This is a genomic window from Amycolatopsis sulphurea, from assembly GCF_002564045.1.
In the GTDB taxonomy this organism is placed as follows: Bacteria; Actinomycetota; Actinomycetes; order Mycobacteriales; family Pseudonocardiaceae; genus Amycolatopsis; species Amycolatopsis sulphurea.
Genome location: NZ_PDJK01000001.1, coordinates 1,005,938 through 1,021,263, shown reverse-complemented (window position 1 = coordinate 1,021,263; position 15,326 = coordinate 1,005,938). Strand labels below are relative to the sequence as shown.

General features: G+C 70.1%; 13 protein-coding genes and 1 tRNA gene. 10 read left to right on the top strand and 4 right to left on the bottom strand.

All coding sequences use genetic code 11. The annotated features are described in order from the left end of the window. Window positions 1-136: 136 nt before the first annotated feature. From ATK36_RS04600 to ATK36_RS04585, 4 genes are read left to right on the top strand one after another with little or no spacing between them, the layout of a single operon-like run. Window positions 137-1,723, top strand: coding sequence for an ABC transporter substrate-binding protein (locus tag ATK36_RS04600; protein ID WP_386999482.1), 1,587 nt, complete (start codon window positions 137-139; stop codon window positions 1,721-1,723). Further along, a complete protein-coding gene (locus ATK36_RS04595; protein ID WP_098510338.1) occupies window positions 1,720-2,664 on the top strand; it encodes an ABC transporter permease in 945 nt (314 codons plus the stop codon). The genes ATK36_RS04600 and ATK36_RS04595 overlap by 4 nt, the downstream gene beginning before the upstream one ends. Next, window positions 2,657-3,496: an ABC transporter permease gene (locus ATK36_RS04590; RefSeq protein ID WP_098509956.1), complete on the top strand. Its 840-nt coding sequence runs from the start codon at window positions 2,657-2,659 to the stop codon at window positions 3,494-3,496. Before ATK36_RS04595 ends, ATK36_RS04590 begins: the two co-directional genes overlap by 8 nt. Continuing rightward, window positions 3,493-5,088 carry a dipeptide ABC transporter ATP-binding protein gene (locus tag ATK36_RS04585; RefSeq protein WP_098509955.1) on the top strand — a complete coding sequence of 532 codons (1,596 nt, stop codon included), beginning with the start codon at window positions 3,493-3,495 and terminating at the stop codon, window positions 5,086-5,088. The genes ATK36_RS04590 and ATK36_RS04585 overlap by 4 nt, the downstream gene beginning before the upstream one ends. Before the next feature lie 6 nt (window positions 5,089-5,094). Here the strand turns inward: ATK36_RS04585 and ATK36_RS04580 are convergent, their stop codons facing one another. Next, window positions 5,095-6,012, bottom strand: coding sequence for a glycoside hydrolase family 64 protein (locus tag ATK36_RS04580; RefSeq protein WP_098509954.1), 918 nt, complete (start codon window positions 6,010-6,012; stop codon window positions 5,095-5,097). Between the two features lie 234 nt (window positions 6,013-6,246). Between ATK36_RS04580 and ATK36_RS04575 the strand changes: the two genes are divergently transcribed. Next, window positions 6,247-7,266: an LLM class flavin-dependent oxidoreductase gene (locus tag ATK36_RS04575; RefSeq protein ID WP_098509953.1), complete on the top strand. Its 1,020-nt coding sequence runs from the start codon at window positions 6,247-6,249 to the stop codon at window positions 7,264-7,266. 3 nt (window positions 7,267-7,269) lie between these two features. Here ATK36_RS04575 and ATK36_RS04570 read toward each other — a convergent pair whose 3' ends face one another. Beyond that, window positions 7,270-8,445 (bottom strand): amidohydrolase family protein, encoded by a 1,176-nt coding sequence (locus ATK36_RS04570; RefSeq protein WP_098509952.1) that lies wholly within the window; start codon window positions 8,443-8,445, stop codon window positions 7,270-7,272. Between the two features lie 117 nt (window positions 8,446-8,562). On the opposite strand from ATK36_RS04570, the gene ATK36_RS04565 reads away from it, so the two are divergent. Further along, on the top strand, window positions 8,563-9,177 hold the full coding sequence (locus ATK36_RS04565; RefSeq protein WP_098509951.1) for a TetR/AcrR family transcriptional regulator: 615 nt from the start codon (window positions 8,563-8,565) through the stop codon (window positions 9,175-9,177). Between the two features lie 5 nt (window positions 9,178-9,182). On the opposite strand, the gene ATK36_RS04560 is transcribed toward ATK36_RS04565, so the two are convergent. Then, entirely contained in the window at window positions 9,183-9,761 is a 579-nt protein-coding gene (locus ATK36_RS04560; protein ID WP_098509950.1) for a TetR/AcrR family transcriptional regulator, read from the bottom strand. Window positions 9,762-9,839: 78 nt separating this feature from the next. Between ATK36_RS04560 and ATK36_RS33265 the strand changes: the two genes are divergently transcribed. From ATK36_RS33265 to ATK36_RS04540, 4 genes are all read left to right on the top strand, one after another. Then, window positions 9,840-10,619 carry a nitroreductase/quinone reductase family protein gene (locus tag ATK36_RS33265; RefSeq protein ID WP_245914329.1) on the top strand — a complete coding sequence of 260 codons (780 nt, stop codon included), beginning with the start codon at window positions 9,840-9,842 and terminating at the stop codon, window positions 10,617-10,619. A gap of 119 nt (window positions 10,620-10,738) precedes the next feature. Further along, window positions 10,739-11,869 (top strand): LLM class flavin-dependent oxidoreductase, encoded by a 1,131-nt coding sequence (locus ATK36_RS04550; protein WP_098509949.1) that lies wholly within the window; start codon window positions 10,739-10,741, stop codon window positions 11,867-11,869. A gap of 18 nt (window positions 11,870-11,887) precedes the next feature. Further along, a complete protein-coding gene (locus ATK36_RS04545; protein ID WP_098509948.1) occupies window positions 11,888-13,219 on the top strand; it encodes an NtaA/DmoA family FMN-dependent monooxygenase in 1,332 nt (443 codons plus the stop codon). Window positions 13,220-13,362: 143 nt separating this feature from the next. Next, window positions 13,363-13,446, top strand: a tRNA-Leu gene (locus tag ATK36_RS04540). On the opposite strand, the gene ATK36_RS04535 is transcribed toward ATK36_RS04540, so the two are convergent. Continuing rightward, window positions 13,428-15,182 carry a recombinase family protein gene (locus ATK36_RS04535; protein WP_098509947.1) on the bottom strand — a complete coding sequence of 585 codons (1,755 nt, stop codon included), beginning with the start codon at window positions 15,180-15,182 and terminating at the stop codon, window positions 13,428-13,430. The genes ATK36_RS04540 and ATK36_RS04535 overlap by 19 nt on opposite strands. Between the last annotated feature and the right edge of the window lie 144 nt (window positions 15,183-15,326).

Sequence of the window (15,326 nt, the reverse complement as noted above, 5' to 3'; positions counted from 1 at the left end):
CCCGCTCACGCAGTGGGACGGGGTTCAGCCGCCCGGCCCGAGCGGGTGAGCTGGGTCCGTTCCGCACCATCCGCGCCGTTGGAGGAAAGCCGTGTCCCGCCCCGCCAGATCCGCCCCGCCCCGGCTCGTCCGCGCGATCCCCGCGTTCGTCCTCCCGCTCGCGCTCGCCGCCTGCGGGGTCGCCGACGGCTCCGGGCCGCAGGATTCCGGCCCGCCCCGCCCGGGCGGCACGCTCCGCCTCGGCCTCTCCTCCGCGCCGGACTGCATCGACCCCCAGCAGGCGGCCACGAACGCCGCCCTCAACGTCGGGCGCCAGGTGGTGGACTCGCTCACCGACCAGGACCCGAAGACCGGCGCGATCGTGCCGTGGCTCGCCGACCACTGGACCGTCGGCGGCGAATCCACCAGCTTCACCTTCCACCTGCGTGGCGGCGCGACGTTCTCCGACGGCACTCCGGTGGACGCCGCCGCGGTCAAGACCAGCTTCGACGGGATCGTGGCCCTCGGCGCCAAGTCCCTGCTCGGGAACAGCTACCTGGCCGGCTACCGCGCCGCGACCGTGGTCGACCCGGCCACGGTGCGGATCGACTTCGGCGCGCCGAACGCGCAATTCCTGCAGGCCAGCTCCACGATGTCGCTCGGCGTGCTGGCGCCGTCGGCCTACCGGCGCACCGCCGAGCAGCGCTGCCAGGGCGACGGGCTGATCGGCTCCGGTCCGTTCGTGGTCACCGGGTTCCGGCCGAACCAGGACATCGCGCTGAGCAAGCGCACCGGCTACGGCTGGGGCTCTCCGCTGTGGCGGCACCAGGGCGCGGCCTACCTCGACCGCATCGACTACCGGGTGGTCCCGGAACCGGGCGTCCGCACCGGCAGTCTCGCCTCCGGGCAGCTCGACGCGATCACCGACGTGCAGCCGGTGGACGAAGCGCAGTTCACCGGCAACGGGTTCAGCGAACCCGTCCGGCCCAATCCCGGCGTCGTGTTCAACCTGCACGCCAACGTGACCCGCGGGGTGCTGGCCGACGTCAAGGTCCGGCAGGCGGTGTCGAAGGGCATCAACCGGCCCGAGGTGACCAGCACCGTACTGTCGGCCAATTACAAGCCCGCCACGAGCATTCTCGGCTCCACCACGCCGTTCTACACGGATCTGTCGAAAGCCCTCGCCTACGATCCCGCCGCGGCCGGCGCGCTGCTGGAGTCGGACGGCTGGGTGCCGGGGCCGGACGGGATCCGTGTGAAGAACGGGCAGCGGCTCACCGCTTCGGTGGTGTTCTCCGCGGTGTTCAACCAGAACCAGAGCGTGCTCGAACTCGTCCAGCAGCAGCTCCGCAAGATCGGTTTCGATCTGCGGATCGAGCTGCACACCAATACGGAGACGAGCAGAATCCAGCAGAGCGGTGACTACGACTTCCTCTGGTACAACGTGACCCGCGCCGATCCCGACATCCTGCGCCAGCAGTTCTCCGTCAAGGGCGGCAATCGCAGCCGGCTGCCCGCGGACAACCCGCTCGAACCCTCGCTGGCCGAACAATCGGCCACTGTGGACACTGCGCGACGTAAACCGGCCGCCGAGCAAGCACAGCGGACCATTGTGGAACAGGCGTACGCGATCCCCGTCTTCGAGCTGACCCAGGTGCTCGCCGTCGGCCCGAAGGCGCACGACGTCGGGTTCGAGGCCTCGTCGCGGCTGCAGCTGTTCGACGCGTGGGTGTCCGGTTCATGAACCTGATACGGCGGCTCTTGCAGGCAGTGGTCGTGCTCTGGGCCGCCTTCACGCTGTCGTTCTTGATCCTCTACCTGCTACCCGGCGACGCGGTGCTCACGAAACTCGGCTCCGCCGAGGGTGGCCCCAGCGCGTCCCCGGAACAGGTCGCCCAGCTGCGTGCACAGTTCGGACTCGACCAGCCGATCCTCGTGCAGTACGGAAAACACCTGCTCGCCGCGCTGCACGGCGACTTCGGTGTCTCGGTGACAACCGGCGACGGCGCCACACACATGGTGCTCACCGCACTGCCGCCCACGCTGGCCGTGACCGGGCTCGCGTTGCTGCTCGCCGTCGTCTTCGGCGGGGCGGTCGCGGTGCTCGGCACCTACACGCGCGCCCGGTGGCTGAGCCATGCCCTGCTGTCCCTGCCGCCACTGGGCACATCGCTGCCGCCGTTCTGGGTGGGACTGCTGCTGATCCAGCTGTTCTCGTTCCGCCTCCGGCTGGTCCCCGCGCTCGGTTCCGCCGGGTTCGCCTCGCTCATCCTGCCCGCGATCACGCTGGCGCTGCCGACCGGCGCGATCATCGCGCAGGTGCTGGCGAAGAGCCTGCGCACCCAGCTCGCCGAGCCGTATGTGGAGATCGTGCGGGCCAAGGGCGCCGGCCGCGGCCGGGTCCACTTCGGACACGCGCTGCGCAACGCCGGGCTGCCCGCGCTGACCTTGGCCGGCGTGGTCGCCGGGAACCTGCTGGCCGGTTCGGTGGTCACCGAGACCGTGTTCTCCCGCGACGGGCTCGGCCGGATCACCGCGTCCGCGGTCACCGCGCAGGACGTGCCGGTGGTACAGGCGGTGATCGTGCTGGCCGCGTTCTTCTTCGTCGTGCTGAACCTGCTCGTCGATCTGGTCTACCCGCTGCTCGATCCGCGGGTGCGGAAGGAGGTGACCATCGATGGCTGAGGCCGTGCTGCCCCGGCGGTCCCGATTCGTGCTCCACCAGCCGGGGCTCGTGCTTTCCGTGCTGCTGCTGGCATTGGTGCTCGTCGCCGCCTTCGCGCCGGGCTTGCTGACCAGCCAGGATCCGATCGCCGGGGTTCCCGCGGAACGGCTGCAAGGACCGTCGTCCGCGCATCTGTTCGGCACCGACGAGACCGGCCGCGACGTGTTCTCCCGCGTGGTGCACGGCGCCGGGCTTTCACTGCGGGCGACCGTGCTGGCCGTGGTCGTGGCGTTCCTGGCGGGCTCGGCGCTCGGCCTGGTCGCCGGGTTCCGCGGCGGCTGGCTCGATTCCCTCGTGATGCGGGTGGTCGACGTCCTGCAGGCCGTGCCCGCGATCCTGCTGTCCCTGGCGCTGGTCACCGCGCTCGGTTTCGGCACCACGAACGTCGCGATCGCGGTCGGCGTCGCCAACCTCGCCGCGTTCGCCCGGCTGATGCGGGCCGAGGTCTTGCGGGTGCGTTCGGGCGTCTTCGTCGAAGCCGCCCGTGCCTCCGGGGTCCGCTGGGCGGAAGTGCTGACCCGGCACGTGCTGCCGAACGCGCTGGGGCCGGTGCTGGTGCTGGCCACGGTCACGGTCGGCACCGCGGTGCTGGAGGTGTCAGCGCTCAGCTTCCTCGGCTTCGGGGCGAGCCCGCCGACGCCGGAATGGGGCGCGCTGGTCGCGGGCGGCCGCACCTTCCTCGCCACCGCCTGGTGGATGACCACGTTCCCGGGACTCGCCGTGGCCGCCGTCGTGCTCGCCGCGAACCGCCTGTCCCGGGCCTTCGACGGAGAACGGAGCGCGCCGCGATGAGCCTGCTGGAAATCCACGACCTGACCGTCTCCTACCACACCCCCTCCGGGGTGGTGCCCGCCGTGCGCGGGGTGACGCTGCAGGTCGAGCCGGGCGAGATCGTCGCCGTGGTCGGCGAATCCGGGTCCGGCAAGAGCACCACCGCGCACGCGGCGATCGGCCTGCTGCCCCGCGGCGGCCGCATCCACGGCGGCCGGATCACCTTCGAGGCAACCGCGCTCACCGGACTGTCCGAAAAGGACTGGCAGCGGGTGCGGGGCACCGGGATCGCGCTGGTACCGCAGGATCCGACGGTCTCGCTCGACCCGGTCCGCCGGGTCGGCGAGCAGGTCGCCGAGGTGCTGCTGATCCATCGCCTGGCCCCCCGCCGCGAGGCGGCGGCCCGCGCCGTCGCCCTGCTGCGCCGCGCCGGCGTGGACCGGCCGGAGCTGCGAGCGAGGCAGTATCCGCATGAACTCTCCGGCGGCCTGCGGCAGCGCGTGCTGATCGCGATCGCGCTGGCCGGCGAGCCGCGGCTGATCATCGCCGACGAGCCGACCAGCGCACTCGACGTGACCGTGCAACGGGAGATCCTCGATCACCTGGCGGCACTGGCTGCCGAGTCGGGCACCGCGATCCTGCTCATCACGCACGATCTCGCCGTCGCCGCAGACCGCGCGGACCGCATCGTGGTGCTGTCCGAGGGCCGGCTCGTCGAAGAGGCGCCCACACCGGAACTCCTCGCCGCCCCGGCCGAGGACTACACCCGGCGCCTGCTCGCCGCCGCGCCGAGCCTGTCGAGCACCACCGCTCGCGCGCCACGTCCGGAGGCCACGGACGTGCTGCTGTCGGCCGATTCTCTGGTGAAGTCCTTTTCCTTGCGCGGACACGGATCCGTCCGCGCGGTCGACGACGTCTCGTTCCAGCTCGGCCGCGGACGCACGCTCGCCCTGGTCGGGGAATCCGGTTCCGGCAAGACCACCACCGCCCGGATCGCAGTCGGTCTCGAAACCCCCAGCTCCGGCACGGTCTTCTTCGACGGCAAGGAGCTCCCCCGCTCCGCCGCCGCACTCCGCCGGTTACGGCGGCGATTCCAGCTGGTCTATCAAAATCCGTACGCCTCGCTGAACCCCCGCTTCTCCATCGCCGAGGTGATCGGCGAGCCGCTACGCGCGTTCGGCGTCGGCAGCAGGGCCGAACGCCAACGCCGGGTCGCTGAACTAGCCGGCCAGGTGGCGCTCCCCTCGGCTCTGCTGGCCCGGCGCCCCGCCGAACTGTCCGGCGGGCAACGCCAGCGCGCCGCCATCGCACGGGCGCTGGCGCTACGGCCGGATCTCGTGGTGCTCGACGAGCCGGTGTCCGCACTCGACGTGTCGGTGCAGGCGCAGATCCTGAAGCTGCTGGTCACGCTGCAGGACGAACTCGGGCTGAGCTACCTGTTCATCACCCACGACCTCGCCGTGGTGCAGGAGATCGCGGATCAGGTCGCGGTGCTGCACCGGGGACGGCTCGTCGAACAGGGACCGGCGGGCGAAGTGCTGCACCGGCCCCGCGAGGAGTACACGCGGACCCTGCTCGCCGCCGTCCCCGGTGCGCGCCGGGTGGACGCCTGAACGCGGTTACCAGCCGACGGCGACCTCCAGCCATTGCGGGTCATTGTGCGAAACGAACGAGGACTGGCCGGCCGCGTCGTCGTACGGGAAGCCGTACGCACGGTTGTCGATGCCGTGGTCGTGCCAGAACTTCGCGTAGTAGTTCGCCGGCGCGGCCTGGTAGAAGTGCGCCGGGTTCTGCTGCTGGCCGACGGGCAGGTCCGCGGTGTGCCGGTTGAGCGCCGCGCACTTGTCCGCGGCCTGTGCCAGCGAGCCGGCGCACGCGGCGATGTTCCCGGTCGTCTCGTTCACGCCGGCCGACCGGGCGTAGTCGGTGAAGTAGTTCTCGTTCTTGCCGCCCGGCTGGAAGTCCGGGCTCTTGCCCGGCGCCAGGATCCGGTCCTGTCCCTGGGCCAGGCCCTTGAACTCGTCCGGCACCTCGCTCTGGAACCGGGCGAAGGTCGCCGCCCGGTCCTGCTGGAAGGTTTCGTAATCGTCGCCGACCTGAGTGTCGAACCCGTCGCGGGAGTGCAGCCGCATCGCGAGCTTCAGGCCGAACGCGTCCACCCTGGTGGTGTTGCCGTTGAACACGTGGTCTCCCACGGTGAACTCGATGAAGTCGGTGTACTTGCCCTCCGGCGAACCGAGGAAGAAGTTCATCCGGCCGGACGAGTTCGCGCCCATGTCCACGGTCGGCTGCTCGGCGATCGAGTGCGTCTGGCCGTTGAAGCTCCAGTACACCTGATCGTCCGGGTACTTGCCGTTGGTGCGGTTGAGCACCTTGACGGTGAGCACGTTCTGCGCGGGCGGGATCGCGCCGGTGTCACCCCAGAACGAATCGGGCGGGGTGCTGCCCGGGGCGGCCGTCGCGGCCGGGGCGGACAGCCCCATCGCGGCGAGCGCGAGCACAACGGCGAACGCGGTCCGGCGGGCGGGGACGGGCATGGTTGCTCCTGACGCGTCGAGCGGACCCACGGGGCTTCCCCGCGGGCGGGCAGGCTCGGCACGAGGGCGGAACGCCACGGCGGGCGCACGACCGGGCCGTCAGAAATATTCTGACCACTCAGGTTCACTGTCAAGTATTGACTTCTGCCGGACGTCCACCTGCTGGGAACCGGAACACCGGCCCTGGCCCGGCTGTTCGTCCGGGCAGCAGCCGCCCGTGAAGGAGGACCAGCCGTGCCGCCGTCCACCCGCCCCCTGCGGAAACTGGGGTTTCTCACCATCGGCCTGTTCGACGGCGACGATCCACGCCCCGGGCACGAATCCACGTTGCGGATCATCGAGCTGGGCGAGCAGCTCGGCTTCGACAGCGCGTGGGTACGGCACCGGCACCTGCAGTACGGCATCTCGTCCCCGGTCGCGGTGCTCGCCGCGGCCACCCAGCGCACCCGCCGGATCGAGCTGGGCACCGCGGTCATCCCGCTGGGCTGGGAGAACCCGCTCCGGCTCGCCGAAGATCTGGCCACTGTGGACATTCTCTCCGGCGGACGGCTCAATCCCGGCGTGAGCGTCGGCCCGCCGATGCACTACGACGCGGTCCGGGAGGCGCTCTATCCGGACACCGGCGACCAGGAGGACTTCAGCTACGGTCGCGTGTCCCGGCTGCTGTCGCTGATCCGCGGCGAACAGGCCTCCGGATTCCGCGGGCAGGAGGGGATCGAGGTGTTCTCCGACCGCGTCCAGCCGCAGTCCCCCGGCCTCGGCCGCCGCCTCTGGTACGGCGGCGGGAGCAGCCGTTCCGCACAATGGGCCGGCGAGCACGGGATGAACTACCTGACCAGCAGCGTCGTCCGGGCCGAGGGAGCCGGGCGGTTCGAGGAGATCCAGCTCTCCCACATCCAGACGTTCCGCGCACACCATCCGGACGGCGAACTCGCCCGCGTGTCCCAAGGCCTCGTCGTGATCCCGACCGACAGCGCCACCCCGGAACAACGCGCCAAGTACCAGGCGTACGCAGCGAAACGGCTGCCGCGCACAACCCAGCCGCAAGGCCCGGCGAAGTTGCTCTTCTCCCCCGATTTCGTGGGCTCCTCGGCGGAACTCGCCGAGCGGCTCCACGCACACCTCGCCTTCCGCGAGGTCGAGGAGGTCGCCTTCGCGCTCCCGTTCACGTTCGACCACGAGGACTACGTACAGATCCTCACCGACCTCGCGACCCGGCTCGGCCCGCGGCTGGGCTGGAAACCGGCGGCCTGAACGTCACCGGCGATGCCCCCGCCGCCAGACCGCGCGGGTGTTCAGCATGGCGGAGAGCTGCGTCGTCGGATCCCCGTCCACGAGCAGCAGATCCGCCACGGCACCCGGCTCGATCCGGCCACGATCGGAGAGACCGAACCGATCCGCGGTCCGCCGCGTCGCCGCGTTCAGCGCCTCCACCGGACTGAACCCGCCGGCTTCCAGCAGGCGAAGCTCGTCGTGCAGGCTGGCGCCGTGAGCGAGCCCCAGCCCGCCGAGGTGGGAGGCGTCGGTCCCGGCCAGGATCTCGACGCCGGCTTCGCGCAGCCGCGCGACCGAGCGCAGAGCGACCGACAGGTCCGCACCCCAGCCGAACTCCTGACTCAGGTTGTCCCGCACCGCCTCGTCCAGCCGCGAGGCCACCCGCCGATCGGCCGCCAGCCGCGGACCGGAACCGTCGGCGGCAGCGGAAGCCGTGACCGCGAGCGTACTGATCACGAACATGTCCTGCGCGCGCATCCTGGTCAGCAGGTCGTCGTCGATCACCTCGTCGTAGAGCAGGTGCGTGACCCCGTCCGCGCCCACGTCGACCGCCAGCCTGGTGGCCTCCGCGCTGAAGGTGTGCACCAGTGCGAGCATCCCGTGCTCGTGCGCCGCCGCCACCGCTGCGGCCACGACGCCGGGCGGCACCCTGGGCAGCGAAGTACCCATCGCCGCGCCGTCCTCGACCATGATCTTGAGGTAGTCCGCGCCCTCGGCGAGGCGGCCCTCCACGAACGCCGCCGCCTCTTCCGGGACGGCGGCGGTGGGCCAGACCGGATCGCCCATCCCGCGCCGTACCTGGTGCGGATGCCCGTCAGGATGCGCCAGGCCCCACGAGGAAGAGCGAACGTCGGCCAGCCCGAAATCCGTGCGCACCTTCTCCCGGAGCGGGGTCATCACGGCCGGCACCGACATCATGTCCAGCTCGGTCGTCACGCCGAAGTCCAGCGCGGTGCGAAGCCCTTCCTCGTCAGAGTGGGTGTGGGCGTCGATCAGGCCCGGCAACAGGGTCCCGCCCCGGCCGTCGACCTCCGGTAGCCCCGGCGGCACCTCGTGGCCGACCGAGGTGATCGTCCCGTCCGCCACGACGACCACCGAAGCGTCCGCCACCTGCGTCCCGGTGAACACCCGGGTGTTCGTGACCGCGAACCGGCTCACGGCTCCTCCTCACCGCCCGCGGCCCGGCCGCGGACTGTATTGTGCAGTACAGAAACTCGTACGGCAGAATGTATCATCGAGTACAGCGCCGCTGTACCGAGGGGTACAGGAGTCGCCGTGAGCCAGACACCCAGCACCGCGCGGGGCCGCGCGACCCGGCAGCGCATCCTCGACGCGACCGCGGAGCTGATCCAGCGCCGCGGCGTCGCGGCCGTGACGCTGGACGACGTCGAGCGCGCCGCGGGCGTCGGCCGCAGCCAGCTCTACCACTACTTCGACGACCGGGACGATCTCGTCCGCGCCGTCGTTCATTCCACTGTGGACACGGTGCTGGCCGCACAGGAACCGTTGCTGCAAGGGCTGGACTCACTCGCCGGAATCGACCACTGGTTCGCCGCGATCGTGGCGAATGGGACCCGGCAGGACGCCATCGGCGGCTGCGCGATCGGTTCCTTGGCCGCCCAGCTCGGCGGCCGCGACGAGCTGACCCGGCAGGCGTTCGTGGACGCCTTCGCCCGCTGGGAGGCCCCGCTCATCGCCGGGCTGCGGCAGATGCAGGAGTCCGGCGAGCTGCGCGCGGACAGCGACGTCACGGAGCTGGCCGATCTCACCATGGCCGCCATCCAGGGCGGCCTGCTGCTGGCCCAGGTCCGCCGCAAGCCGGACCAGCTGCGCTTGGCGCTGCGCGGCGCGCGGGCCGCCCTCGAGAACGAACTCGTCCGCCGGGCGTAAGCCGGTTACCTGCCGTTCCCCGGCTCCAGTGCCGCGGCCAGTGTCCGCAGACACAGCGCGTGCAGCTCGTCCCGGCCGATCCGCCGGTGCAGCAACCATTCCACGCTGCTCACCCGCACGAACGAAAGCCAGGCCAGCAACGCCACTCCCACGGCTTCCCGGCGGGACTCGGGGATTTCGAGCGCGTCCAGCAGCCTGCTCCGCAGCGTCGCCAGCTCGTCGGTGATGATGCTCTGGATCATCGGATCCCCGGCCAAATCCCGGTTCGCCGCCAGCACCGTCGTCGCGTTCGCCTCGAAGTAGTCGAAATGCGCGTCCAGCCCCGCGGCGACCCAGTCGCCCACCGCGCCGGGCGAACCGGCCCCGGTCGCCGCGACCAGCTCGTCCGCGGCCCGCCGGTAGACCGCCGCGAACAGGTCCCGCTTGCTCGGGAAGTACCGGTACACCAGCGCGCGGGACACCCCGGCGGCCGCGCCGACCTCGTCCATCCGCACCTCGTGGTACGGCCGCTCGGCGAACAGCCGGGCGCCGATCCCGATCAGCTGCGCCCGCCGCGCGCCGGGGTCCAGGCGTCGACCGCTCATCCCGGCACCTTACTTGACACGTGTACACCAAGTGCCTAGCCTCGCCTTATTGGACACGTGTGCAGCAAGGGGGCGGCCGTGCCGGATTACACGTCCACGTTGTACGCCGAGCGCGATGCCGGCGACCAGCGCACCGCCGAGCAGTGGGCCCGCGCCGTCTGGGAGGACGCGTCGCTGCCGACGCGGATGTTTCTGCGCGCCGGCTGGCGCTGCCTCGGCCTGCGGAGCCGCCGGGCGCCGGACCGCGTGCTGGGCTGGACGATCGCCGAGTCCACTCCGGACAGTGTCGTGCTCGAGATCCCGTCGCGGATCATGACCGCCCGCAACGCGATCCGGCTCGGCACCGGCTACGTGCAGTGGACCACCGAGGTCGACTTCCACCGCTCCCCCGCGCGGCTGCTGTGGTCACTCGCCGTACCGGTCCACCGCCGCGTGATCCCCGCGCGGATGCGCCGGGTCGCGCACCCCGCCCGTCCCGGCGACCGGCAACACCGCCTCGTCACCCGCTTCCAGCGGAAACTGATCAATCCGGCGCTGTCCCGGCTGCCCGGGCAGACCCTGCTCGAGACCACCGGCCGTACCTCGGGACTGCCCCGGCGCACCCCGATCTCCGGGCGCCGCACCGGCGACCGGTTCTGGCTGGTGTCGGAATTCGGCCTGCGCTCGCACTACGTCCGCAACATCCAGGCCGACCCGCGTGTCCGCCTCCGGCTGCACGGACGCTGGCACCAGGGCGTCGCGCGTCTCGTTCCCGAGGACGACCTCCGTGCCCGGCTGAAGTCCCTGCCACGGATGGACCGGGCTGTCATCCGGACGGTCGGCACCGATCTGCTCAGCATCCGCATCGACCTGGACTGAGCCCCTCCCGTTTATTCCCTCCACACCACGAATCCCAAACGCTGGGTACAGCTGACGCATCCCGCGATCCAGCGGACACTGCCAGTATCGAACGGTGTCGGACAGCGGAGGGACGCAGTATGACAGCGGTTACCGGACCACGGCTCGCGGTCGCACTGGACGGCGCCGGCTGGCATCCGGCAGCGTGGCGGGAACCCGACGCACGCCCGTCCGACCTGTTCACCGCCGGGTACTGGGCCGATCTCGTGCGACAGGCCGAAGCCGCGCACCTCGATTTCGTCACCTTCGAAGACTTCCTGTCCCTGCGCAGCCCTTCGGCGACCGGCGTGCGCACCGACCTCGTGCAGCCGCGGCTGGACGCAGTCCTGATCGCTTCGCGAGTCGCGCCACTCACCTCGCACATCGGGCTCATTCCGACCGCCGTCGTCACGCACACCGAACCGTTCCACCTGTCGAAGGCGATCGCCACGCTCGACTACGTCAGCACCGGCCGGGCCGGCGTACGCGCGCAGGTTTCCGGAAGCCTCGAAGAATTCCGGCACTTCGGCCGCCGGACGCCTGGGAGTACGGAGGACCTCTTCGACGAGGCCGCCGATTACCTCGAGGTGCTCCGCCGTTTGTGGGACAGCTGGGAAGACGGCGCCGAAATCCGCGACGTCGCCACCGGCCGGTTCGTCGACCGGGACAAGCTGCACTACATCGATTTCGAAGGCCGCTGGTTCTCCGTCAAAGGCCCGTCGATCACCCCGCGCCCGCCGCAAGGACAGCCGCCTGTCGCCGCGCTGGCACACAATCCCGTCGCCTACCGCCTCGCCGCCCGCCAAGCCGACCTCGTCTACGTGACCCCCAGCGACCGCACCCACAGCGAGTCGATCGTCGCCGAGGTCCGCGCCGCAGAATCCGGCCGGCACCTGCAGATCTTCGCCGACCTGGTCGTCTTCCTCGACGAAACCACGCAGGCCGCCGTCGACCGCAAGGCCCGGCTCGACTCCCTCGCCGAGTTCACCTCCGACGCGCACGTCTTCACCGGCACCCCCGCCGCCCTGGCCGACCTGCTGCTCGACTGGCAGACGAGCGGCCTGTCCGGTTTCCGTCTCCGTCCGGGCACTCTGCCCCACGACCTCACCGCGATCACCGACGGACTCGTACCCGAACTACGCCGCCGCGGCGCTTTCCGCACCGGCTACGAAGCCGGCACCCTGCGCGGGCTGCTCGGCCTGCCCCGCCCCGCCGCCCGTTACGCCGCCTGATCCCGGCTGGAGATCCCCATGACCAAGCAGATCCATCTCGCCGCGCACTTCCCCGGCGTCAACAACACGACCGTGTGGAGCGATCCCGAGGCGGGCAGCCACATCGAATTCGGCTCGTTCGTCAAACTGGCCCAGACCGCCGAACGCGCCAAGTTCGATTTCTTCTTCCTCGCCGAAGGCCTGCGCCTGCGGGAACAGGCCGGGCAGATCTACGATCTCGACGTCGTCGGCCGCCCCGACACCTTCACCGTGCTGGCCGCCCTCGCCGCCGTCACCGATCGCCTCGGCCTGGCCGGCACCATCAACTCCACCTTCAACGAACCGTTCGAGGTGGCCCGGCAGTTCGCCTCCCTGGACCACCTCTCCGCCGGCCGCGCCGCCTGGAACGTCGTCACCTCCTGGGACGCCTTCACCGGCGAAAACTTCCGCCGCGGCGGTTTCCTCCCCCAAGACCAGCGCTACTCACGCGCAAAGACTTTCCTCCAGACCACCACCGAACTCTTCGATTCCTGGCACGGCACGGAAGTAGTAGCGAACAAGCGCTCCGGCCAGTTCCTCGATAACGTCACCGCAGGCACTTTCGCCCACCACGACGACCATTTCACCATCGAAGGCCAGTTCCCCGTCCCCCGCAGCCCGCAAGGCCGCCCCGTGATCCTGCAGGCCGGCGACTCCGAGGAAGGCCGCGAATTCGCCGCCTCCACCGCCGACGCGATCTTCACCCGCCACGGCACCCTCGAAGCAGGCCAAGCTTTCTACTCCGATGTCAAGTCCCGCCTGGCCGCCCACGGCCGCACCCCCGACCAGCTGCTCATCCTCCCCGCCGCCACCTTCGCCCTCGCCGACACCGACGCCGAAGCCCACGAAAAGGCGCACGAAATCCGCCGCGCCCAGGTCAGCGAGCAAACCGCCCTGAAATTCCTCGAACAACTCTGGAACACCGACCTCAGCTCCCACGACCCGAACGGCCCCCTCCCCTCTTTCGACCCGGTGGTAGGCCAGGCCCAGATCTCCCAAGGCCGCGCCAGCGTCCGCATGTACCGCGACCCCATAGCAACCGCCCGCGAATGGCGCGCCCTGTCCGAAGCGAAGTCCCTCACCACCCGCGACCTGATCATCGAAGTCACCGGCCGCCAGACCTTCATCGGCTCCCCCCACACCGTCGCGACCGCCCTCAACACCTACGTCCAATCCAACGCCGCCGACGGCTTCATCCTGGTCCCCCACGTCACCCCCGGCGGCCTGGACGACTTCGCCACCCAGGTCGTCCCCCTCCTCCAGGACCAGGGCGTCTTCCGGGAGGACTACGAGGGCCCGACCCTGCGGCATCACCTGGGCTTGGCCCCGTGATCGACTTCTGCCTCGACCAGCCGGTTCACTCTCGACTGGTGAGATGACGGGAACACGTGATCGTTCCATGTCGGGGGGTTGGGGTGGTGGCCACCCCCCTGAAATGGGTCGCCTGGCCGTCGTAGTACTCTCTTCATCAGCAAGTCCGAGTGGCGGAATGGCAGACGCGCTAGCTTGAGGTGCTAGTGCCCTTAACGGGCGTGGGGGTTCAAGTCCCCCCTCGGACACACGCACTATCTACACCCGGGCTGGTCGTCGCGTAGACGGCCAGCTCTTCTGGTTCGTAGCGTAGCTCCAGGCTCAGCGCGCGGTACAGGCGGCTCATGCCTGCCGTGGTCGCGTCGGCCAGTGTGCCGCAGACGTCGCCGAGGGCATCGATCCTCGCGTAGACCTCGGCGCGGCTTACTGTCGAGTCAGCTGGAACGCTCTCGATCTGTGCTTTCGCGGCGGCTCGTTCGGCCTGTGCTTGGTTGATCGGGTCCACGAGTGCTTCCGGCTCTACGCCGGCCGCGATCGCAGCCTGATACCGCTGTAGCCGCGCTTCTGCATCCGCCAGCCGGTTTCGCGCAGCTTCGAGCGGACCACTGCCGGCCTGACCGCCCTCCGACCCGAGTAGCGCGGCCGCCGTCCGGTCGCGGTTGTCCGGGTGGAACAGCTCATGAAGCCATCCGTTGATCGCCTCGACGACCACGCCTTCGCGCAGGTTGACCGTCTTCGGGTGGTCTTCCAGCTTCTGCGAGCCGGGCGCCATCGTTCGCGAGGTGCAGCGGTAGTAGGCGCCCTTCCTGATCGTGGCTCCTTGCATCTTCCGGCCGCATACTCCACATCGGATCAGTCCGCGCAGCAGATATGACCGTGCGGTGTTTCGGGCGCCTCGCTCGGCCTTGCGTGCCGTCTTCAATCCGGCCGCCGACTTCGACCGGCGCAAAAGCTGCGCCTGCGTGAAGGTTTCCACGGAGACGATCGCCGGATGAGCCTGCTCGCGCGACCGCACAATCCGGTCCGGCGCCGCGCGCTTGAACCGCACCACGTGGCCCGCGGCAACGTCTTCCGGGTCAAGCAACGTCTCGTGTTTCGTCCAGCGTCCGAAGATGGCGTAGCCGGTGTATCGCGGGTTGTCGAGGATCGCGCGTACCGAGCTGCCTTGCCAGCCGTCCGCGAGCCGATGGCGGTTCTGGTCTGGCCGGTGTGCTGAGGGGCAAGGAATGCCGTCACGGTTGAGGAGATTGGCGATCGCTCGGTCACCGTTACCGGCCAGGTACTCGGCGAAGATTCGCCGCACCACGTCCGCCGTCGTCTCCTCGATCGCCAGCACCCGCAGCTTGAACCCTTCCGCAGCTTTCCGCGGGTTCGGATGCGGACCACTGTCGACGACGACGTACCCGTACGGCGCCCGACCGCCCTGGTGTCGTCCTTCGTTGATCACCTGCGCGTCCATTGCCGCCCGGACGCGCGCCTGAACGTGTTGCCGCTCGGACTCGCTCATTCCGCCGAGCACGCTCATCAGCATCTTGTGCGACGGGTTCCGCGCGTCGTACCTCCCGCCCAGTTCCGGCACCCACAGATCCACGCCGTACGCCGCGAACTTCGGTGCGATAAGCGAGAACTGGTTGCCGAACCAACACCGCGTGCCTTCGCCGACCACGATCGCGTCCCACCCGCGGCGCGGATTCTTCAACTCGGCGAGCAGCCGCGCACCCTCGGTCCGACGTTCCCACGGGACGGACCGTGACTGCCCGACGTCGAAGAACTCCGCGACGATCTGCCCGCCGAGCGGCTCGACGAACTTTCGCGCGTTCCCGAACTGCCAGCCGCGGGACGTCTCCGGGTCCTGGTTGTCCTCGGTCGAGCATCGGCCGTAGCCCGCCAGGTTCCCGATTCCGTCGTCCGTCACGTCGGCGACCTCAAGGCCCAGGATGTCATCCAGCGTCGCCCACGGGTCGCTGATGATTTCAGCTGCCACGGTTCACCTCCTCCGCCGGCACGTCCAGCACCGGCACCTCAGTAACCTCGATCAGAACGGCCAGCAATGCGCGCGCGACGGCAGGCGTCAGCTCAGGCAATCCCGCAGGTAGGATAACCCTAATCTGCGGCTCTTCGGAACGAG

Coding starts and splice junctions, on each gene's coding strand:
- ATK36_RS04595 (WP_098510338.1), top strand. CDS start 1,720: ATGAACCTGATACGGCGGCTCTTGCAGGCAGTGGTCGTGCTCTGGGCC.
- ATK36_RS04590 (WP_098509956.1), top strand. CDS start 2,657: ATGGCTGAGGCCGTGCTGCCCCGGCGGTCCCGATTCGTGCTCCACCAG.
- ATK36_RS04585 (WP_098509955.1), top strand. CDS start 3,493: ATGAGCCTGCTGGAAATCCACGACCTGACCGTCTCCTACCACACCCCC.
- ATK36_RS04580 (WP_098509954.1), bottom strand. CDS start 6,012: ATGCCCGTCCCCGCCCGCCGGACCGCGTTCGCCGTTGTGCTCGCGCTC.
- ATK36_RS04560 (WP_098509950.1), bottom strand. CDS start 9,761: ATGAGCGGTCGACGCCTGGACCCCGGCGCGCGGCGGGCGCAGCTGATC.
- ATK36_RS04550 (WP_098509949.1), top strand. CDS start 10,739: ATGACAGCGGTTACCGGACCACGGCTCGCGGTCGCACTGGACGGCGCC.
- ATK36_RS04545 (WP_098509948.1), top strand. CDS start 11,888: ATGACCAAGCAGATCCATCTCGCCGCGCACTTCCCCGGCGTCAACAAC.